Here is an 18,328-nt window from a genome sequence, read left to right on the forward strand (position 1 = left end):
CCATGAACATGAAATTCAGGTCATATTGGCTTGTCGCGCTGATTGCTTTGATGTTTTCGCAGAGCAGTTATGCTTTGTCCGGGGCATGCCAAAACGAATTGAGGGAATTGATAGTCCCTCCGCTTCAGCACGTCTTTATGAAGAAGAAAGATATCCGCGTCGAAATGGAAGACCATGCCCGTGGCGTCTACAGTGTGAGGTTATTCGTTCCAGCCGATAGCCCAGACAATCTTAATAAACAGGTTTCCATTGGCTGGGTCAATCTAGATACGAACACAATGCAGGCGCTGGACGTGACGAGAGACCCTGATCATCCTGATGTATTGAAGGTGGATGGAGATAAATATAAGAACTTCGTCTCGATGTGCATCTCCGATGTGCCAAAAACTGGCGCGGGCTGCCAACAACTCGATGCTACTGCCTCAAAAAATGGAAACCAGATTCCCGGCAATGGGTCCGGAAGAACTGTGGTTGGGAAAGGACGGCTTCAGTTTTACTCCGCCCCCGATCTGTCTTGCAAAATGAGCGGTGTATTCATTGTAGAAGCTGACTCAGTTGACGCCTACGCGGACTATGGAAAATTCACCTCGGTTACCTATTTGAATCCGAAGTCAAAAAACGTAGTAAATGGATGGGTCGAAACTGACCGATTGAAACCCAACGGCTTGGGTATCGCGCCACGACAGCCGTAATCTCAACACAAAGAACCACTGCCTGATAATGATGAATCTCATCCGCGTTGACGATGACACCGATCACGGTGGCAAGGTAGTGACCGGCTCGACGACAATGCGTTACGACGGCCGCTTCGTTGCGCGCAAGGGAGATCATTTATCGTGCCCGAAGCATCCGGATGTGTCGCCGAACGTGATCGAGGAAGGCGACACATCAATGACGGACGGCGGCATCCCGATTGCGCGACACGGCCATCGCGGCACGTGTGGCTGTCATTTGATTTCGAGCTTGACCTGAGGCGAGGTTGTTGGATCGGCGATCGCGATTGACCAAATGGGCCGTGCTAGATTTTCCTCCGCGTTCGTCGTGGAAAGGTCGAAGTCTTTCTGACGAAAGGCTCTCGGCAGTGCGCAGCGGATGACCGCTGACGGCAGAGCCGGGACGTTATGCGTTTGTCTCAGTTCGGCCAGGAGTGATCCCCCGACTTCGAGCGGTAGATCGTCAACAATCCGTCAGTCGGGACTTTCTCTGTTATGAATTTTCGTCACTTAGTACGTGCATTTTTAGTTTGCATCTCGATTGCATCGTGGGGTACCCATGCGGCTGCGGGTACCCGGGAAAATCGCTGTGGTTGGTTGCAGAACCCGACGCCCGCCAACTGGTGGCTCGACGATAAGGATGGAAGCTGGACTCTTTCTGTTATGGGAGACAGGCCGGTCCCGGGGCTCGACGATCTCCCCGACATGACATCTGGTGATTGGGTCGTCACCAATGCGGGCGGGCATGGCTACGGATGCGCTTGCATCGATATGGATGTCGACAGAGGCGCCCGTAAAGTTATACGGCTTTATTCGGCAAAGGTGCTTCCGCTCAAGCGTTGCAAGACTGATCGGTCGCTGCCGTCGCCGTGAGGATACGGTGAAGGTGAGCGTCCGCCCCGGATAGGTGGTCGCCGAGCGGCCAAGAGCGGTCAATCGACACAGGCTCCTCAATCGTCGACAATGCCGTCAAATTAAGCCGATTCCGCACACGAACATGAACCTACTTGGACATCGCATACTCCATCGACCAGGGACCGTGTCGGGGGCTGCCACCTGCACTGAGAGAATCTCTGCGGACTTCCTGATAGACGGGCAGTCTTTGCTGGAAATGCTGGTGAAAAATGCTGGAGGACACTCCGATTTCATGGGTTGCTTTGTGAGTGGGTATGCAGAGGCATGCGAGCGTATTCGCGCGACGCTGCTCGACGCTCCGCCTGAGAACGGAAAGCGTGTGCTGCTTTACATCTGCCCAGAGTGCGGCGATGTTGGCTGCGGCGCATATTCGGCCCTCGTGCGGCGCGATAGCGAATCCTACGTCTGGGAAAATTTTGCCTACCAGGTTGGCGAATATGATTCGACGTCACTTGAGGCAGTTGGACCGTTTGTTTTCGAATCAAGTCTATATAAAGCCGGTTTGCTCGCTGCGTCAGGATTTTGACGGACCCGAATAGGTGTGAGGCCCCAGTCGGCCGAGGCCGTGTCAAAACACGTGGCCGCCAACGGCTTCGTGAAAAGTGGCCTTCGAGAACGCGCTATACGGGCTTCGGAGCACTTCGGCAAGGGTAAAGTCACCCCCCAAAACCGTCACATTTTGCGTTTTGACACGGCCTCGGCCACGAGCCGCCGGTCGAGGTCGCCATCCAATTTGAATGCCAAGGTCTTGTCCGCCCCCGCCCGATGGCCGGTTTCCGGCGAGCAAATTGCCGGTGGCACTGCCTCAACCCGGCCATGAGCGGCCTCTCCACAGCAACGGCTAGATTGCTGACAATTCCAGCCGGATGGATCTCCCACTCGGGCGACACATGCGGCGTCAGATCGTCGAAACGTGGCTATATAATCCACACACGACAACGCCCCGGGGATGGGTATGGCTATATACGGCTACGACGATTCAACCGCATTCGGCTTGAAACTGAACAGCGTGGTTTCCCCAGCTCAGCCAATACAATCTATAGAGCATCTGTTTGGGCGGTCGGCCGAATTGGAGCGCATTCGGCAGGCGCTGTTTGCCCCTGGTCGACACTCGTTCATTTACGGTGATAGAGGCGTTGGAAAGTCCTCTCTCGCAGCTACCGCCGCGAACCTGTATCAAAGCGCTGACGCTGCGTTTATTGATGTCTCAGGCGGGCCCGACGCGACGCTTCGGAGCATCGTTTGCAATATTGCTATCCAAGCTACGAAAAGCAGCCGACTCACAAAGAAAAAGACGACGACGTCGCTCGGAGCAGAATGGCGATTCTTCAAAGTTGGCAAGACAGTCGAGACAAGCTCCGCCGACTTGCGATCTGAAATAGAGACGTTGGCCGATGCAGTCGAGCTGCTGCGAGAGGTGGCGGCCATCCATTCGGAACTCCCGGTAGTTGTACTCGACGAATTCGATCGCATCCAGTCGGCGCAGGAGCGCGCTTTGTTCGGCGATCTTCTGAAACAACTTGGCGATAAGAAGGTGACGCTTAAGTTTATTTTCACCGGTGTTGGTGATTCGATTGAGGAGCTACTCGGCGCACATCCGTCGGCCATTCGGCAACTCGATACGTTAGAGCTTCCGAAACTGAGTTGGGACGCCAGATGGGACATTCCCCGGAAGGTTGCCGAAACGTTTGGCATAACGCTTGACCGTGAAATCTACATTCGAATCGCAGCCGTGAGCGATGGTTATCCATACTATGCCCACCTGATAACCGAGAAGATGATGTGGGATGTATTCAACGACTCCCAAGTGATACATGCGATTGAGCAGAGGCACTATCTTGGTGGATTAAATAGTGCGATTGCGGGTATTTCTGCCGAGCTGCAGCGACCGTACATGATGGCGCTCAACCAAAGAAGTGGGGATTATGAAGAGATACTTTGGTCGACAGCTGACTCCGAATATCTTGATCGGTACCTCCTTCAGATGTTCTCATCGTACGAGCATATAATGAGACAACGTCCGCAGGAAGTAGCCATTGATTACAAGAAATACACCGCTCGCATTCGCAAGTTGAAAAGCCCTTCGTGTGGGGAAATTCTCGTTTCGCATCCTTCTAAAGCTGGCTTGTATACCTACCGGGAGAAGATGCTCAGAGGTTATGTGCGCATGCAGGCCGAAGCGCACGGGGTCGAACTAGCTGGTGAAAAAATCCCGCAGTCGGAGAAGCCAACGATGCATGTTAGATCAAGTGCCGGGCGCGGCTACTACGGTCCTTCGGTCCCTGCTGGCATTCATCTTGGCAGGCAGCGACGTAAAGAATCTGGCGATTAGGCCAAAGGTTCACAGAATGATCGAAATCCAGTACCTCGAGAGTACCGAGAATCTAAAAAAGAACATCTTGGCGAGCCAGAGATGGACACCAAATAGTGGACAGACCGAAGCGATTGCCGCGTGCCTTCGTCAAGGCCGTCTATTCTTTGATGCAGCAAAACGCGCGCCTCTTGAGATTAGGCCGCTTGAACTCTATTACGGTACGTCGGCATACGCGAAAGCACTGGTACTCGCAGTGGATCGAAATCGTAGGATCGACAATCTACAACAAGCGCACGGAGTTTCGGATAAGTCGTCGCATAACGCGCGCCTCGAACAATTATCCATAGTGGTGAACGAACGCGGCACATTCCAAGAATTTAACGACTGCGTGCGAACATTGAACCGAATCCGCCCGATCGCGGTAGACGGCTCCCATCCAGAATTTGCTTTCCCCGCCGCTGATTCCGCAAGCGTCGTCGGCCTGAAACTTTCCCTTAAAGACATTTTTGGCAGACTTCCGGGCCTTGAAACGCTGTATCGCGCTACGTTTGATGAGCGAGAGAATATCGATTATGTACAAGTCAATGGCCCCGAAGAGGGGTTCGGTTGGTGCGTGAGCGTAAATTCTATATCGTGGAACGGCAGCTTCGGTAACTTCGTGACTAGCATTGAAGATGCTAGAAGCCGCATGCCATTTCTTCGTCGGTGGACATTTCAAGAGGCAAACGCTCTGTCCGGCAGTTCTTTGATGTTTCGAAACGCTGAGCCACTTGCAAACGAGCTTGATCCGAATGAGATCCAGACTGAAAAATGGGGTTTTACAGGGCAGCATCCAGCCTTTTCTCGATATTTTCGCGATATCAAGTCATCACTAGGCCATTTAATGGCTGCGCCGGGAATGGCTGGAGGCGGCTATTACATGCAACCGATTAATGACCAATACATCGCTTTTCAGTCCCTTCAGTTTCTCGCATTGCATCTACTGAGTAGCTTGGTAAGATACCGCCCGGCTACCTGGATGCACGCTTTGTCGCGTTCGGCGAATAACGGGCGCGCGGCGGACGACGCCATGCTCGCTTTGATTGAAGGGTTCATGGAACGTGTTCAGGCGACCATTCCCACCTTCGTTGCTGACGTGATTAGGCCCGGTCTTGCAATCTAGGAAAAACTCGCCCGAAATACAACGGGTCCGAAAGCCGGATTGATCCGTACGATCACCATATATAGGAGCACTATGCCCGTCACTTTTGAGAAACCGAACGAGATCAAGTCGGTAGCAGATTTGGCGAAACGCACGAGTAAAATCAACGAAGCACGATTGCTATTTCGTGGCCAAAACACCGATAAACCTCTAAAGCCGAAAATTGCGCGTCAGCGAGATTTCGATGCAGGTGTCGAGCGAGATATGCTTGAGCGCTTCAAAAAGGAAAGCGGGCCGTTTCTTGGCGGCGTTTCTCCCCAGACAGACTGGGATTGGCTTTCAGTCGCGCAGCATCAAGGTATGTCAACTCGGCTACTCGATTGGTCTTCGAATGCGCTGGCTGCTTTATGGTTTGCGGTGTCTGTGGACCCCCCACAGGACGAGGACCATGGTGTTGTATGGATGTTAAGAGTAGAAAAAGACGATCTGAAGTCACCTGACAACCAAGAGGAACTATGGAACCTACGTAGAACGTATGTTTTTCAGCCGTTCCATATTGACCGGAGAATAGCAGCGCAGTCTGGATGGTTTTCAGTCCATAAATATGTCGAGGAAAGAGGACGCTTCGTGTCACTCGACACCAACATCGCATTCAAACAGAAATTGAAGAAATTTGTGGTCCCGCGTGATTCGTTCGTAAGAATTCGCAAAGAGTTGCGTCGTATGGGAGTCACCCGATCTTCGCTGTTTCCAGACCTTGGCGGTCTTTGCGCTGATATCGATGAGGAATATTTAGGCGAAAAACGTAGCCCAGCCGATATCTGAATTTTTTGTAACTAGGCTTGGTCGACGCTACTATCCCTTCGCTGTCGAACGTCTGCTTTCGAACAAGCCAATCGGCAGCTCCGGGTCGCGTGCTGCCAGTGGCTGTCAGGCAGTGACCGGCCATCAGCCGCCGTTCACGCGCGGGATCGCTCGGACGTTCAAGGATCGGTTACACTCCGCGAGCGGCCATCCACTCGTAAAGGATGAATGCTCATTCGTCGGCCCAACTTCGCCGCAAAGTGTAATTAGAAGGATGAATGAGAGCCCGTTGAGTTTGAGGCCTCTGTGTTTGCTAGGACCGCCGCGCAGCGAACGGTACCGCGTGATCTTCTGAACTGGTCAGGACTAAAATTCCCTATGAGTGTAAATAGACCTTTTAGGCGGATGTGTCGTCAATTCGTTGACGGTCAATATTCAGAGGGCGGCAGATGGATGTATCTCTTGCACCCAAGATATGCGACAGACCCACGCCACTACGTTCGCGCATTCCTGCTGCTTCAGGAGGATATTCTTGACCTTTTTTCGTATGTCGAGCCGAGCGACATAAACCTCAATACCTACTCTCACCGAATCCAGCAGTTGCTGATCAGAGCATGTATTGAGGTGGAGGCGAACTTTACCGCGATCTTCTTGGACAATGGATTCGGCGATAATGACACACGGTTCAATATCAACGACTACAAGCTTATTAATACGTCACATAGACTATCTTCATTCCAGGTTCGGATTCCAGGCTGGACGGGTGATCGTGGAATACGCCGACCGTTTCTTCCGTGGGCGGCGGAAGACGGTCGCCTTGATTGGTATCGCGCATACAACAAAGCTAAGCACAACCGACATGAAAACTTTCACTTGGCAACCTTTGACGCGTTACTCGACGCTTATTGCGGGCTGAATGTCCTATTGTCCGCACAATTCATGGACGAGGATTATGGGCCGGGTTCTAAGAGCATCGGCGTGATGGGTGCTGACTACTACTATGAGGGAAACGATGGCATGGATCCCTCAATTGGTGGCTCGTTACGAATAAGATTTCCGGACGATTGGCCAGCAGATGATCGATATGAGTTCGACTGGCAGGGGTTAAGGAATCTCGATGACCCTTTCGTGAATTTTGACTACGCGGCGCTTCCCCAGCCTGAGCGACGCCGTTGATCTGCGTGATTGCGCCGCAGGAGATGTTCACGTCAATCACCATCCCGGTTTTTCGTTGGCTGCAAATCGTCCGCAGGGTGGCGAGATCGGCCGATTAAAGCCACAACGACCCAGCCGAGTCCTTCAATATTCAGATGGCTCAAAAAATCACACGTGACCAAATCGCGGCTGCATTCGATGTGGCAAGCGACGTTTTTGATCAGAAACTCTCAAAAGCGCGAGGAGTGCAAACGCTGTATGAAAACCACGGTGTCAACGAGGTGTCGGCAGGCGACTTAATCGAGATTTTTCGTTCCATGATGGCTGGCAAAGTGTTCCAGCGCACTTTGAGCATTGACGGCACTCGCTACTTTCTTCAACGGATTGAAGAGGAAAGACCCACCCATCTAGCCAACGCCGTGGTATCGAACGTTAAGCACCTTGACTACTACCAGCGGCTATCAACCGGCCACCCACAACCATCGAAGCGCAAGCTGGTCAACGAATGGGTCGTGCGGCTTTCCGAGCCACGTAATTTGAACGAGCTGGAGGCAGCGTTTTGGCAAGCGGTAGATAGTGCACTGACAGATTCACCCGATGTTCGCCGAGGTCGTCTGCAACGCTCAAGGAAACTACCCGAAAAGATTAAGGTGGTGACTGAGGCCTATGTCCGCAACCCTGATGTTGTTGCTGAAGCTTTGCATCGGGCTCGCGGGCAGTGCGGGCGATGCAAGCAACCGGCTCCGTTTTCTCGTAAAAAAGATGGATTTCCCTATCTTGAAGTTCATCATATCCAACTGTTGAAAGATGGTGGTGAGGATACGGTTGAGAACGCTATTGCGCTATGCCCAAATTGCCACCGAGAACTGCACTTTGGCGCAGCGGGGCGCGTCTCCTCCTCGGAATAATGGTCGTATTAAATTGCCCTAGGTGTTCTGCCAAGAATTCCTTGATTCCCTGCGGTTCTCGGTTTCGCGTGGAACCGATCACCGAAAACGCAAACGTGGTCGCGTGAGTGCGTGAGTGCGTGAGTGCGTGAGTGCGTGAGTGCGTGAGTGCGTGAGTGTCGGTTCTAGACACAGTAGCTGCCGTCGAGGTGCCGTTGGCCATTGGGTCGAATGTCGGTTGAGGGTCGACAAGGGAAACTCGCGCCGAGGTTGGGTAGGTTACTAGCTTGGGGTGACCGAATTTCTGGGTTCAGTCTATTTCGGCCGAACGACGGCGAGTCGCTGAGAGGGGGCAATTATCAACGGGCGGGCAGTTTGCACTTGCGTACCGACGCCCGTCATGACCAGACTCTCAGAGCGCAACAGCACCGCTAGGGCTTTTGCTTAAGCTCTTCTTCGAGCTTGAGCAGTCGTTTTGAGCGCGCGCGAAGGTGTCGGGCGGGAGTTCCGAAATAAACGCCCCACTGCTCCAGACTTTTCGTTACGAGCGACATCGCCCCGACCGATGAACCTTCACCGATTGTGCATCCCGGCAATACCACGGTCCCCGATCCGATGATGACGTGACGACCAAGATGGACCGGCGCAATCTTGACGTTGAGATATTCTTTCGGCACGGTTGGATTCGTCAGTGCGCTTCCCGAGTAGTCGTCCGACGTGCTGTATATACGGACACCTTGCGATAGTCCGGAAAAATCCTCCAGATCGATGCCGCCGCCGCCCGCCAGAAATGCCATGCCGCCGATGTGAACGTGAGAGCCGATCCTTATGTAACCGCTCGACGCGGACATCACGGTCGGGCCATCTATCCGCACGTTGTCGCCGAACGAAATGTTTGGCATGCCGATGATGGTGCAGTTTTTGGCGACCCTGACGTTCGTGCCGACTTCGCAGAATCCAAACGTCATTAATTCTTCTTCGGTCCAATATCCGGGGTTGAATGGATTTTCCATGATTGATTCGCTTTGACTTGAATTTGTCTTTGTGCCTGCGTGCTAAAGGCGGGTCTGTTCATTAGCTACGCAGCCGGGTTCAAATTGATCGGGTTCGCCGTTGCCAGTGAGTAAAAGCGGGGTGAAACATGCGCAGCCGAAGTGTCACCAGGCTATCCGCTGGCAGTTGTTTTGCGCTGTGCACCGGGTATCGTACGCAGCGATGGCATTGCCCTTCTTAATGTCAGTTACGTTATTTTCATAGATATCCTGAATGATGTCGGTGTATAGCGCCTGCTGCATCATCGGAAGAGCGCCGAGACGGGCAAGCATTTGTGGTTCGGTCGCTCCCTTGTTCTTGCAAGCCACGAAAAAGCCGCCAATCCCGAGCTTGTGGATATCCAGACCCGGACACAGAGGCGGCATCGATTGGGCTTCCGCCGTCGCCCGCTGTTGACGTTCTGCATCCCGCCGGATGCTCGCGTTCTCCACTGCTAGCGCTTCTGCATCATCTTCGTCGGACGCCCGCTTAGCTGCTGCCTGTTCGCGTTGGCGCTGCATTTGATACTGAGCTTGATCAGCCGCCGATATTCTTGCGCTGTCTTGCTGAGCTTGTTGGCGCGCTTGCTCGTCTGCCACTTTTCTAGAGTTGTATATCTGCGTTTCCTGTTCATTCACGACTTGTTGCGAACCCTGTGCACTGCTTGCGGGCGTCGGCGGTAGCAACTGCTTGGTTTGCGTGATCACACTTTGCGCTGACTGCAGGGCACCAAAAATCTGGTTCATTTGTGCGTGCACGGCAGAAGCCGCAAACAGCATGGCAAGTGGAAATAAAGGCGAGAGTTTCATAACGATTCCCCGGGTTACAAGTTATTGCTTGATAGGGATGACACCACGTGCAGCCAAGAAACATCTGGATTGGAAGGACTAAGTGGCACCTGCACACGGGCATGTTCTGCGACGATCAACGTGACTTGCACCGTTTCGCCGAGGCGTTCGTCGCAATGCACCCCCAGCGTCACTGTCGTGTTGGGGGATGCCACTTCACGAACTGCACAGACTGCGGTCTCAACCTCCCGAAGGCGCAACGAACAGCCACCGGCGACGAGAATTGCCACGCCTGCTGCCGTATCGATGGGAGAAGACTCCGCATCGACGATTGCCATTTCGGCCGCGTGGCGTGCACGGTCTCGACCGGTTGCCGACCCGATGCCGATGGATGCCTCACCCGCGTCAATGAACGTGCGTCTTACATCAAGAAAGTCGGCGCCGACCGGCGCCCGTGGCCGGGAACTGTTGGATACCCCTGCGAACGCAGCCGCGATATGAGCGTCAAGTAGGTGTTGCAGTAAGGAAACGTGCGGTTGGGACGGCACGAAGATAAGCGCGTCGGTGCAGTCCGCAATCTCCGCGACGACTCCCTTGACGCTTCCACCCGTTGGAGAAGACGGCTGGGCAAGCATGGCGAATACCAGCGCGCCCGCAGCTCGGGCGACCCGAGCTACATCTCCGGATATGCGCAGTGATCGGAGTTCATCGGTGCTGCCGAGAATTACGACGAAGTCCACACCGGTGAAATGACCCAATGCTGGAACGACTGTTGACACCTGGCAGTAGCGATCAGTCGCTGCGTCGCTGACGGCAGAAGACGCGACTCGCGTGAAGACGCCGTTGGTCCCGATGCCGATTTGTTCGAACGACTCATCCAGCATCCCGCCGATCGCGCCGATGCCCATGATTCGGACTGCCGGGTGGCGCTGTTCTTGGGCGGGTCGTCGGTATCTGATTATTCCGAGTCCCCGACCTGTCGTCTTGATCGAGTCCCATGTGGCGTTTGCTGACATTGCGCTTCCTTTCGAAGGAACTGCGGTCGGATGGTGAATCGAATTGTATGATAAACCATTCAAATAATGATCGGTTTAGGCGATGGTGTTTGCGGCTTTAGAAAGGCATGCTGGGACTCATGAAATCGACCCCGAAGCAGCCCGCCGGGCGCAATCCCATCACCGCTGCCGTGGGACGGCGGCTAAAAGAGGTAAGACGGAACGCAGGCAAGAGTCAGGAGGATTTGGCTCACGAGGCGTCGGTCGGTCGCGCCGCGATAAGTTCCATCGAATCGGGCGTAACGAATCCAACCGTCCTGACCCTCGCGGCCCTCTGCGCGGCGTTGGGACTGTCACTCTCGGACCTGTTTGCGCCACTCACCATGACGCTGGAGTCTGCGGAGACACGGCGGGCCAATGTCGCGAACCCTCCGAAAATAGAACGGTCCCGCCTTCGATAGCACCGCGCGTTACAGCAACCCTTGAGGGCACCGCAGCGCGGCGAATAGTCGCCCGCCAACGTTGCCATCGCGCAGTCACGGCGACTTCCCGTCCGACCGTTTTGATCCCACAGGACGCAAGGACATGGCGGCAGCCAGCGTGACCCGGTAGCTCGCCCATGCTGTGATGTACAGTCCGTTGCGCTCGCGCTTGGCACTTGGCGAGAATTCGAGGCGAGCATTGTGCGGCCCGATTCCTGGGTGGGATTCCGAAGAGTCCGTGATGAGAATCGCCGAAGGAACGAACCGGCGCGCTATCGTCGTCCCGGCGGTTCCCGTCGCGAGGACGGCGTGAAGCTGCCGGGGACAACCGACCGGAGCAAAGCTCAGTATCACGGGCTGGCCTTTCTGCAAGGCCGTTCGGGTGAAGTTAAGTATCCGATAATGAGCCCCTGCCACGTGGGCAAGAGTCAGCTCGAAATCCAGTTCATCAAGTCGACGCGCAAACTCCGGAAGGCTGATCCCGTCCACATACGCGTCCTTCATCTTTTGCCAGAAGAGTCGTGCCCGAGGCTCACCGCGCTGTTCCGTTATGCTGCGGGGATTTCGGATGATGCCAAGTACCGATAGCGCGGAAGCCGCAGCGTGGGTCACGCAGCCCCCTGAAATTTCGCCCTGTGAGCAATAAATTTTCGAGTCCGTCGAGAGAAGCTTTTGAACAATAAAATCAGGCATCCTAATATTCACTCGGCAAAAGAATTGTTGTTGCGTCACGATCGGCTTCCGTAATGACCCAGACCTTCTCCTGCCGTGCACCAATTCTGTAACAGGAAAGGATGCGCGCGCCGGTCAGAATGGCGTCTCGATTGGCCTGAACATCGGATGCACAGAGGTCTCCGAAATCGCCGCACTGATGACGATGCAGCAGGCTGGTCGCGTTCGTGCCGGTCCGGTCGAGCAGATCAATCGCGCCGGGAGTCGCCAGGAGGCGGCCGAGAGGAAATAACGGGTGTGACAGGACACCCTGCGAGGCTTCTAAATTCATGGTCGGTCTCCGAAAAGTGCAGGCGAGCTTGTGCTTCCGGATGGACTCGGATGGACAGGCGTTAGCCCGGCGAAAACAAGGGAACCAAAGGGATGCGGCGAGGCTAGAGAAATCTAGTGCAGCGAGACGATGCGAAACGTCGCTTTGTCGACCGCGACAGCATGGCGATCAGGCTCATCCGGGAAAGGACAGATGTCGCTCCGAGGTCATGTCTGACGGTGAAGCCAAAACAGCTGGAAATCCGGGTGGCGAGGCGTAAATTTCAGCGCTGCTTGTGACATAGGCGACCATCGATCAGGTGCTCGTCTCATCAGCACAAAATCGCAGCACTCTGTCAAAAATCGACTAAAAATCGCGAAATTTTCGTCATCCTAGCACGAAAATCCTGCTCCGCAAGCTCCGCGCAGTCCATAAAAGGAGATGATCAAACATCGAATTCTTACAAAAATAACGACTTTTCTTGCTGGTGCTGCGTTTGGACGGTGAATTGCCCTCTCCCACGGCGCAGCAAACAGGGTAAATCGGGCCGGAATGGCCCTCTGAAGCCCTCCACAGGGCCGTGGGCAGGGGAATGTGGCCCGCATCGCCCCAGCCGCCCTAACGGGGCGGGCTCTATGAGCGTAGATGAAGGGTTTTTGTAATATATTGTCGCGCGCCACTCGACAGTCCGCTCAAATCCCCGCTGGTACCATCCGAAATAGCGGCACGGAGGGACGCGGCATCAGACTTTTGTGGTGTAGGGAAACGGTGACCCGACAGCTTGCCGCTTCACGACAGCCTGTGCGACGCGCCCGCTTGTTATCAACGATTCAAAGCTCTCGACGTCGTTATTGATGAGGTAGTGATGCCAATCATGGTCCATGCCTTCGACTGATAAAGGAAGGACGCATTCCGTCATGCGTTGCATGACCGTCGTAGCAATGCTTTTGAAATTCGGACGTGTCGTTTCTATTACGACAACGCCGTCGTTCGCGAGATCAGCGCAGATCAGTTCGAGGCCGACCGGGTCCGTGTGGAAGTTGACAATCATGGGAGTTGGATAATTGCGTTCGATAGCAGACCAAATTCAGGTGGCATGAAGCGCCGACAGACTTAATGCGTTGCGGTCCGGATGATCAGACATAGGTTGCGTGGCGAACCGGCGGTCGATGATGGTGCGGCGGCGGTACGTGCCGGCAGCGGCGAACCAGATGGCCGCCATGCCAGACGCGTTTGCAGACGATACGAGAATGCGCCCCTGCCGTTGCTGGGACAAATAACGTTGCCGACGCAACCAGCAAAATTAACGAAATGAGTTTCCGCACTTGCCCCCCCGTTCAATGCGCGCCATTCTACCGGGGCTTCACCGGTATGGTCAGTCGTCGGCCATCACCTGCTAGTGTGATAGTGGAGACATTATCCGGGCGACAATTGCGCAAGCCCGGTCACACCGCAACCAAACCGAGGTAAGGCCCATTTTGGACTATCAAGTTTTCTACGAGCGCAGTTTCGTGAGCGCGCCGAGCGATTTCATGGTTCAGGTATCGTCCCAACTGATCACACCGATGTTCCGGTGACTGGGCCGGGTGCCCTGCTACCTGAATTCCTCACTGATCTCATCCGCGACCGATCGCCTACGATCGGTCGAATCGCAATCTGCGCATCCTTAGGCCGGGGGCGGCATAGTCTACAGACGGCAGCACGCGGCCAGGAGCGGTCAGTCGACGTCGCTTCCCGAAGCGTTGACAATCTCATCGTCCAGGCATCGTATCACCGCGGCGGCGAATGCCGCGGGTTGTTCGAGCATCATAAAATGGCCAGTCCGGAGGAACGCTGAGCTCGGGAAATGAACAGTGGCTGTCGCGGATGGACTCCGGATAACGCCGTTAGTCGAACGTTTCAAGTAGTTTGAATCCTTCACGCCAATTGCCGAGGCCGCTATCTCCATTGAGATGCCCCTGCGCTCCAACTTCGATCAGTTCGCTATTGGCCGCGCCCTACGCGTTGGCATCTCCTGTCACCAGGTCCTGAACGTCTATCGGCCGAAGGATTTTCTCAACCAGGCGTGCCGACATCTCGCGGCTCAACAGCCTTTGCAAATTGGCAAGCAGCTGATTCCGCGTTCCAACAATCCGATAGCTCCGATTGCGATCCAGCGCCCACAATGCATCCTGCACCACGCTCGCAACAGGCATCGGCGTGCCGACAGCCGCCTCCTTTGCGCCAACGACATCAAAAAAGGCGGTTTGCGTCGCGCCGGGACATAGCGCGACGACCCGAATGCCGCGATGCCGGTTCTCAGCCCAAACGGCTTCTGAAAATGACAAAAGAAAGGCCTTGGTTGCGCCGTAGACGGCCATATATGGATCGGGCTGGAATGCGGCCGTTGACGCGACGTTGATGACCGCGCCATCGGATCGCGCCTGCATCCCAGGCAGCAGAAGATGAGTCAGCTCGATTGCGACCATGCAGTTCACCAGCACTTCATCGCGTTGGCGCGTCCACGGAATCGTTTCGAAGCGCCCGTAAGCCGCAAAGCCCGCGTTGTTGATGAGTACATCGACGACCGTGCCGGTAGCCTTCAGGTGATGAGCGATCGTGTGTACGGCGTCAGTTGCGCTCAGGTCAACCGTCAGGAAATCGGCGTCGCACGCATAGTCGCGTCGCAATTCTGCGGCCAGATCGCGCAGCTTGTCGTGAGAGCGTGCGACCAGCAGAAGTTTCGCGCCACGTTTGGCCAACGCATAGGAAAACGCGCGCCCGATACCCGACGATGCACCTGTGACGAGTGCTGTTTTTCCGCGAAAATCAAAACGATTTCTCATAGCCTGCTGATGGAGTGGAAGGTGAATTGGACTGTAAACCATTGACTAAAGGCAACGGTCAAGCCTTAATGACGGTCCAAAACATTCAATGGAGGCAGCATGCGCATCGGCGAACTATGCAAGCGGGCGGGCGTTTCGCGCGACACCGTGCGGTACTACGAGCGGATGGGTCTGCTGGACAAGGCAACACAACCTCACGCGACAAATACGTACAAGCGTTATTCCGAACTCTCGTTACGGCGGATACGGTTGATCATCCACGCGAAGGCGTTGGGCTTCACCCTCGCGGAAATTGGCGACGTCATTCGTGTATGGGACAGTCCGACGTTCGGTGTTGCACAAAAGGTCGCGTGCCTGCAAGCAAAGCTCACAGAACTCGACGAAAAGAGCCACGCGCTGACCACGCTGCGCGCAGGGCTGCTGAATGCGCTGGCCAAAGTAGGCAGCGATTGTGTCGAAGGACAAATCGCGTGGTGAGGCGCTGTTGGCGAAAGCGACAAGCCGCCTCAAACAGGAGCGTCAATGGCTGCTTCGGTTGCAAGCGAGAGTCCCTTCCGGGTCGAACTGAGGCAGTCGGACCAAGGGAGGTGCGCCGTCCCAAGCTTCGTACTGTCTTGCTATAGGTACGCTGGGTCTTTGCAGTTGTTGCCCGGATCGAACGTGGCTCAGGTTCTCTCCTTTCCCCAAATCTTGTTTCCCGCCCGTTTCGGATTATTGGCATAGTGCCGGTTGCGTTCCTCAAAATATCGGTCGATGGCGTCGCTTGCCGCCTCCACTGATGGATGGTTACTATTGTGGATGATCGCTCGGGCCATTCCACTGAAGACCGACTCGATGACATTGAGGAACTGTGCGGATGCAGGTAGCGGCACCAGTTCGATGAGCGGCGAGCCGTCGTTCTTGGCGTTGTTTTTTTCGACGAACGCCAGCAACTCCTTGGACATGTGCCAAGACGCTGCATCCCATGAGAGGTAGAGCGTCCTCGCATCGCTGTATTCATGCAAAAGTATCTCGGCCATCCTGATCATCTCGGCAGTATTTTTTGCGAGAGAGTAGAAGTGCGTCACCCTATTGCGGGAAAGCTCCAGCGCTGCGGTGGCTATCAGCGGTCCCTTTGATTTTTGCCATTGGGGCACGCTAGGGTTCTCGCCGGGTCCTGCGAGAACGCGTCCGGGCTTCGCCTTAACGGCGAACGGCCCGTACTCGTCGATCGAGAAAAAGCGTTCATCGTCGCCGAGATGCGAAAGGACCATTTCGACGTGTTGGACCTTCTCGCGATATTCCGGATCGGTACTGGTGAGGACGACCTTCGCCGATTTCCAACGAAATCCTGCTTTGCGGATTGCCTCGCGTATCACGCTATCACTCGCGGGGAAACCGCGCGTGGCGAGGGTTCTTTGAAGATCGGTAAGTTTCCACGTCGTCCGGTTATAGCCTGAAAGTGACGGCGGCTCGTGCAACAGGCTGAACAGAGCCGTCTTCAGGGATTCGTCGTCCGCTTTACGCGGTCTTTGCTTTCTGCAGAGCAAGGCGTCGAGTCCGACAGACTCAAACAATGCAGTGCAAGTCCTGATCGTCTTTCTGGACATGCCGAGATGCTGCGCGATTGCTCTGATGGTGAAGCCATGCCTGAGCGCAATGACCGAGAGCAACCTCTTGCGCATCTGGTGGCTGTGGCCGGACAGGGCCGACACCAACTGGTCGCCTTGCGAAGGTGTTCGCTCAAGGTCGTATAGCCACTCCATCCATCGCTGCCGTACTATTTCAGTGCGGCTTACGCGGTTGGTGGATGGCGGGTGGCTTGGCTTTGGCTCATGAATGCCCCGGCCACCGTAGCCGGGCGGTGATTCGAAGGCGAGGATTTTCCTGAGAGTCACTCTGCTCATTCCTTCCGTCTTTGCGACGGAGCGGATCGACCCGCCTGGCAGAAGCAGTTTCTGGCGGATACGTCGCCACTGCGATGGATTCGAATACACGCCCGCATCCTTCGGATAGTCCAGTCCACCACAATACGCCGAAGCCTGTTTTCGCGTCGCCGGAGTTTGATATCGGCGTTCATTCGATGCGGGTCACGCTTATGACTCGGGATATATCTTGTACACCACCGCGAAGCAACACGGTCTCGCTGCACGCGCTTTCAACTACGGTTGCCGTGTGTGCTTGGAATATTTTCGCTCTCGGAGCCGCGCAAGAATGCGTCGATGCTGAACAGTCGTTTTTCATCATCCCCCTTTCGCTGCCATGGAGCACCAAGAACGAAAGTGTGAGACGTGCCGTACTTCTGTTTGGCCGACAGGCTGCTATCCGGTTGCAGTTCCCACTCCGGCTTTATCTCGAGAAGCGAGGCGCCTACCACCGAAACGTCAAGAGCCCACGAGAATTCGTTTCGACGGTACCAGTCTTCCTTCACCATAGCCAGGTACGCTTCGCGCTCGTCGTCCGACAGGCGGTACAACGCCGCAACACGCTCCATGGCGATATTCAGCCGCCCCCTAATCCCGGCTAGGCCAAGATGAAATGTTTCGTGGCAATCGGCGCATACTGGAATGAGTTTGACGAGGCGCTGGACACCGCACAACGCGCCCCGATGAATCCGTCCGTCTTTGCCGGGTTCGTAGTACTTCCAGATTTCATGGCAATCCAGTTTTCCTGCGGTACCGCAAAGCAGGCATCGATGTCCCGTTTCCATAAACGCAGATTGGCGGAGTCGATTCCAGCACGGCCACGTCAAAAGGTTCGAGAGACTTGATCCCCATGACGTTTCTGGAATCGAATCGGCAAGAAAAGGACGCACACGCCTCTTGGCAGCATATGGCAAAAAATCGTCTATGGACGGTAGATCGACATCGGACTCTCTGGAGAGGAATGCGTCATCGCTCTCCACAAAGACGCCCGCAGTTGCCTTCGCATATCGTCGAGCTTCCTGCTGCTTGAGGAGAAACAGTCGGTTGTGACTGTCGAACAGCACATTGCTAAGTTCGGAGATCGTGCTGATTTCGCGCGGTTGCCAAAGAAATGTGCTGGTGTCAGCTCGAACCCTGAAGTCGCATCCGGCAATAACCACCGTTCGGAATGTACGAGTGAGTGTCATCGTTTTTATAGAAGCAATGCCTACGAATCGGGGCGACGCTGCCCTCAGCCGCTGACCCCGCCCTATACATCTGTGGCGGACTGGAGGTCGTAGCACAAGCGATGTGTGGCCCCCTTGTTAACAGGCAGCCACGGCATCGCCCGCGAATACCTGGCATTCTCTGTGGGCCAAAGCGGGGACCGGCGATTAGGCGAGCTAGTGCAT

Annotated in this window: 22 protein-coding genes; 11 read left to right on the top strand and 11 right to left on the bottom strand. The window is 55.1% G+C overall.

Features of this window, described 5'->3' with window-relative positions:
* Positions 1-2: 2 nt before the first annotated feature.
* The 9 genes from B0G83_RS12775 (at position 3) to B0G83_RS12815 (ending at position 7,950) form a co-directional block, all read left to right on the top strand.
* Positions 3-692: a hypothetical protein gene (locus B0G83_RS12775; RefSeq protein WP_258167883.1), complete on the top strand. Its 690-nt coding sequence runs from the start codon at positions 3-5 to the stop codon at positions 690-692.
* A gap of 28 nt (positions 693-720) precedes the next feature.
* The gene (locus B0G83_RS12780; protein ID WP_105507793.1) at positions 721-972 is read left to right on the top strand and encodes a PAAR domain-containing protein; all 252 of its coding nucleotides are present in this window, start codon (positions 721-723) and stop codon (positions 970-972) included.
* Positions 973-1,208: 236 nt separating this feature from the next.
* Positions 1,209-1,586: a DUF4087 domain-containing protein gene (locus tag B0G83_RS39570; RefSeq protein WP_105507794.1), complete on the top strand. Its 378-nt coding sequence runs from the start codon at positions 1,209-1,211 to the stop codon at positions 1,584-1,586.
* A 124-nt stretch (positions 1,587-1,710) separates the two neighbouring features.
* Entirely contained in the window at positions 1,711-2,154 is a 444-nt protein-coding gene (locus B0G83_RS12790) for a hypothetical protein (RefSeq protein WP_181156842.1), read from the top strand.
* 429 nt (positions 2,155-2,583) lie between these two features.
* Complete coding sequence (locus B0G83_RS12795) at positions 2,584-3,960, top strand: ATP-binding protein (protein ID WP_258167884.1); 1,377 nt, start codon at positions 2,584-2,586, stop codon at positions 3,958-3,960.
* A gap of 16 nt (positions 3,961-3,976) precedes the next feature.
* Complete coding sequence (locus B0G83_RS12800; protein ID WP_181156844.1) at positions 3,977-5,104, top strand: YaaC family protein; 1,128 nt, start codon at positions 3,977-3,979, stop codon at positions 5,102-5,104.
* Between the two features lie 72 nt (positions 5,105-5,176).
* Positions 5,177-5,908, top strand: coding sequence for an FRG domain-containing protein (locus B0G83_RS12805; protein ID WP_105507797.1), 732 nt, complete (start codon positions 5,177-5,179; stop codon positions 5,906-5,908).
* A gap of 432 nt (positions 5,909-6,340) precedes the next feature.
* Positions 6,341-7,063, top strand: a complete 723-nt coding sequence (locus B0G83_RS12810; RefSeq protein WP_105507798.1) for a hypothetical protein — start codon at positions 6,341-6,343, stop codon at positions 7,061-7,063.
* A gap of 134 nt (positions 7,064-7,197) precedes the next feature.
* Positions 7,198-7,950 (top strand): HNH endonuclease, encoded by a 753-nt coding sequence (locus B0G83_RS12815; protein WP_105507799.1) that lies wholly within the window; start codon positions 7,198-7,200, stop codon positions 7,948-7,950.
* A gap of 410 nt (positions 7,951-8,360) precedes the next feature.
* Here B0G83_RS12815 and B0G83_RS12820 read toward each other — a convergent pair whose 3' ends face one another.
* The 3 genes from B0G83_RS12820 to B0G83_RS12830 form a co-directional block, all read right to left on the bottom strand.
* Positions 8,361-8,942: an acyltransferase gene (locus tag B0G83_RS12820; RefSeq protein ID WP_105507800.1), complete on the bottom strand. Its 582-nt coding sequence runs from the start codon at positions 8,940-8,942 to the stop codon at positions 8,361-8,363.
* Between the two features lie 144 nt (positions 8,943-9,086).
* On the bottom strand, positions 9,087-9,770 hold the full coding sequence (locus tag B0G83_RS12825) for a hypothetical protein (RefSeq protein WP_146120215.1): 684 nt from the start codon (positions 9,768-9,770) through the stop codon (positions 9,087-9,089).
* A gap of 14 nt (positions 9,771-9,784) precedes the next feature.
* Positions 9,785-10,657, bottom strand: a complete 873-nt coding sequence (locus B0G83_RS12830) for a hypothetical protein (RefSeq protein ID WP_181156845.1) — start codon at positions 10,655-10,657, stop codon at positions 9,785-9,787.
* Between the two features lie 227 nt (positions 10,658-10,884).
* Between B0G83_RS12830 and B0G83_RS12835 the strand changes: the two genes are divergently transcribed.
* On the top strand, positions 10,885-11,205 hold the full coding sequence (locus tag B0G83_RS12835; protein ID WP_374954909.1) for a helix-turn-helix transcriptional regulator: 321 nt from the start codon (positions 10,885-10,887) through the stop codon (positions 11,203-11,205).
* Positions 11,206-11,280: 75 nt separating this feature from the next.
* Here the strand turns inward: B0G83_RS12835 and B0G83_RS12840 are convergent, their stop codons facing one another.
* The 6 genes from B0G83_RS12840 to B0G83_RS12860 form a co-directional block, all read right to left on the bottom strand.
* Positions 11,281-11,919 carry a hypothetical protein gene (locus tag B0G83_RS12840; RefSeq protein WP_105507804.1) on the bottom strand — a complete coding sequence of 213 codons (639 nt, stop codon included), beginning with the start codon at positions 11,917-11,919 and terminating at the stop codon, positions 11,281-11,283.
* Between the two features lies 1 nt (position 11,920).
* Positions 11,921-12,229, bottom strand: coding sequence for a hypothetical protein (locus B0G83_RS12845; RefSeq protein WP_105507805.1), 309 nt, complete (start codon positions 12,227-12,229; stop codon positions 11,921-11,923).
* Between the two features lie 721 nt (positions 12,230-12,950).
* Positions 12,951-13,259, bottom strand: coding sequence for a hypothetical protein (locus tag B0G83_RS12850; protein ID WP_105507806.1), 309 nt, complete (start codon positions 13,257-13,259; stop codon positions 12,951-12,953).
* A gap of 36 nt (positions 13,260-13,295) precedes the next feature.
* Complete coding sequence (locus B0G83_RS39110; protein ID WP_258167885.1) at positions 13,296-13,430, bottom strand: hypothetical protein; 135 nt, start codon at positions 13,428-13,430, stop codon at positions 13,296-13,298.
* Between the two features lie 664 nt (positions 13,431-14,094).
* Positions 14,095-14,187, bottom strand: a complete 93-nt coding sequence (locus tag B0G83_RS12855; RefSeq protein WP_105508092.1) for an alpha/beta hydrolase — start codon at positions 14,185-14,187, stop codon at positions 14,095-14,097.
* A gap of 18 nt (positions 14,188-14,205) precedes the next feature.
* Positions 14,206-15,033 carry an SDR family oxidoreductase gene (locus B0G83_RS12860; RefSeq protein ID WP_105507807.1) on the bottom strand — a complete coding sequence of 276 codons (828 nt, stop codon included), beginning with the start codon at positions 15,031-15,033 and terminating at the stop codon, positions 14,206-14,208.
* A 99-nt stretch (positions 15,034-15,132) separates the two neighbouring features.
* On the opposite strand from B0G83_RS12860, the gene B0G83_RS12865 reads away from it, so the two are divergent.
* A complete protein-coding gene (locus B0G83_RS12865) occupies positions 15,133-15,510 on the top strand; it encodes a heavy metal-responsive transcriptional regulator (protein WP_105507808.1) in 378 nt (125 codons plus the stop codon).
* A 188-nt stretch (positions 15,511-15,698) separates the two neighbouring features.
* On the opposite strand, the gene B0G83_RS12870 is transcribed toward B0G83_RS12865, so the two are convergent.
* The gene (locus tag B0G83_RS12870; RefSeq protein ID WP_146120216.1) at positions 15,699-17,009 is read right to left on the bottom strand and encodes an IS630 family transposase; all 1,311 of its coding nucleotides are present in this window, start codon (positions 17,007-17,009) and stop codon (positions 15,699-15,701) included.
* Positions 17,010-17,170: 161 nt separating this feature from the next.
* The gene (locus B0G83_RS38130; protein ID WP_146120217.1) at positions 17,171-18,124 is read right to left on the bottom strand and encodes a hypothetical protein; all 954 of its coding nucleotides are present in this window, start codon (positions 18,122-18,124) and stop codon (positions 17,171-17,173) included.
* Positions 18,125-18,328: the final 204 nt, after the last annotated feature.

Origin of the sequence: Paraburkholderia sp. BL21I4N1 (genome assembly GCF_002973525.1) — a bacterium.
Classification (GTDB): domain Bacteria; phylum Pseudomonadota; class Gammaproteobacteria; order Burkholderiales; family Burkholderiaceae; genus Paraburkholderia.

Bases quoted from the DNA above. Each gene is read 5' to 3' on its own strand.
- B0G83_RS39110 (WP_258167885.1), bottom strand. From the start codon at position 13,430: ATGGCGGCCATCTGGTTCGCCGCTGCCGGCACGTACCGCCGCCGCACC.
- B0G83_RS12825 (WP_146120215.1), bottom strand. From the start codon at position 9,770: ATGAAACTCTCGCCTTTATTTCCACTTGCCATGCTGTTTGCGGCTTCT.
- B0G83_RS12810 (WP_105507798.1), top strand. From the start codon at position 6,341: ATGTATCTCTTGCACCCAAGATATGCGACAGACCCACGCCACTACGTT.
- B0G83_RS12865 (WP_105507808.1), top strand. From the start codon at position 15,133: ATGCGCATCGGCGAACTATGCAAGCGGGCGGGCGTTTCGCGCGACACC.
- B0G83_RS12800 (WP_181156844.1), top strand. From the start codon at position 3,977: ATGATCGAAATCCAGTACCTCGAGAGTACCGAGAATCTAAAAAAGAAC.
- B0G83_RS38130 (WP_146120217.1), bottom strand. From the start codon at position 18,124: ATGACACTCACTCGTACATTCCGAACGGTGGTTATTGCCGGATGCGAC.
- B0G83_RS12840 (WP_105507804.1), bottom strand. From the start codon at position 11,919: ATGCCTGATTTTATTGTTCAAAAGCTTCTCTCGACGGACTCGAAAATT.
- B0G83_RS12845 (WP_105507805.1), bottom strand. From the start codon at position 12,229: ATGAATTTAGAAGCCTCGCAGGGTGTCCTGTCACACCCGTTATTTCCT.
- B0G83_RS12775 (WP_258167883.1), top strand. From the start codon at position 3: ATGAACATGAAATTCAGGTCATATTGGCTTGTCGCGCTGATTGCTTTG.
- B0G83_RS12835 (WP_374954909.1), top strand. From the start codon at position 10,885: ATGAAATCGACCCCGAAGCAGCCCGCCGGGCGCAATCCCATCACCGCT.
- B0G83_RS12805 (WP_105507797.1), top strand. From the start codon at position 5,177: ATGCCCGTCACTTTTGAGAAACCGAACGAGATCAAGTCGGTAGCAGAT.
- B0G83_RS39570 (WP_105507794.1), top strand. From the start codon at position 1,209: ATGAATTTTCGTCACTTAGTACGTGCATTTTTAGTTTGCATCTCGATT.
- B0G83_RS12780 (WP_105507793.1), top strand. From the start codon at position 721: ATGATGAATCTCATCCGCGTTGACGATGACACCGATCACGGTGGCAAG.
- B0G83_RS12860 (WP_105507807.1), bottom strand. From the start codon at position 15,033: ATGAGAAATCGTTTTGATTTTCGCGGAAAAACAGCACTCGTCACAGGT.
- B0G83_RS12830 (WP_181156845.1), bottom strand. From the start codon at position 10,657: ATGGGCATCGGCGCGATCGGCGGGATGCTGGATGAGTCGTTCGAACAA.
- B0G83_RS12815 (WP_105507799.1), top strand. From the start codon at position 7,198: ATGGCTCAAAAAATCACACGTGACCAAATCGCGGCTGCATTCGATGTG.
- B0G83_RS12820 (WP_105507800.1), bottom strand. From the start codon at position 8,942: ATGGAAAATCCATTCAACCCCGGATATTGGACCGAAGAAGAATTAATG.
- B0G83_RS12790 (WP_181156842.1), top strand. From the start codon at position 1,711: ATGAACCTACTTGGACATCGCATACTCCATCGACCAGGGACCGTGTCG.
- B0G83_RS12850 (WP_105507806.1), bottom strand. From the start codon at position 13,259: ATGATTGTCAACTTCCACACGGACCCGGTCGGCCTCGAACTGATCTGC.
- B0G83_RS12795 (WP_258167884.1), top strand. From the start codon at position 2,584: ATGGCTATATACGGCTACGACGATTCAACCGCATTCGGCTTGAAACTG.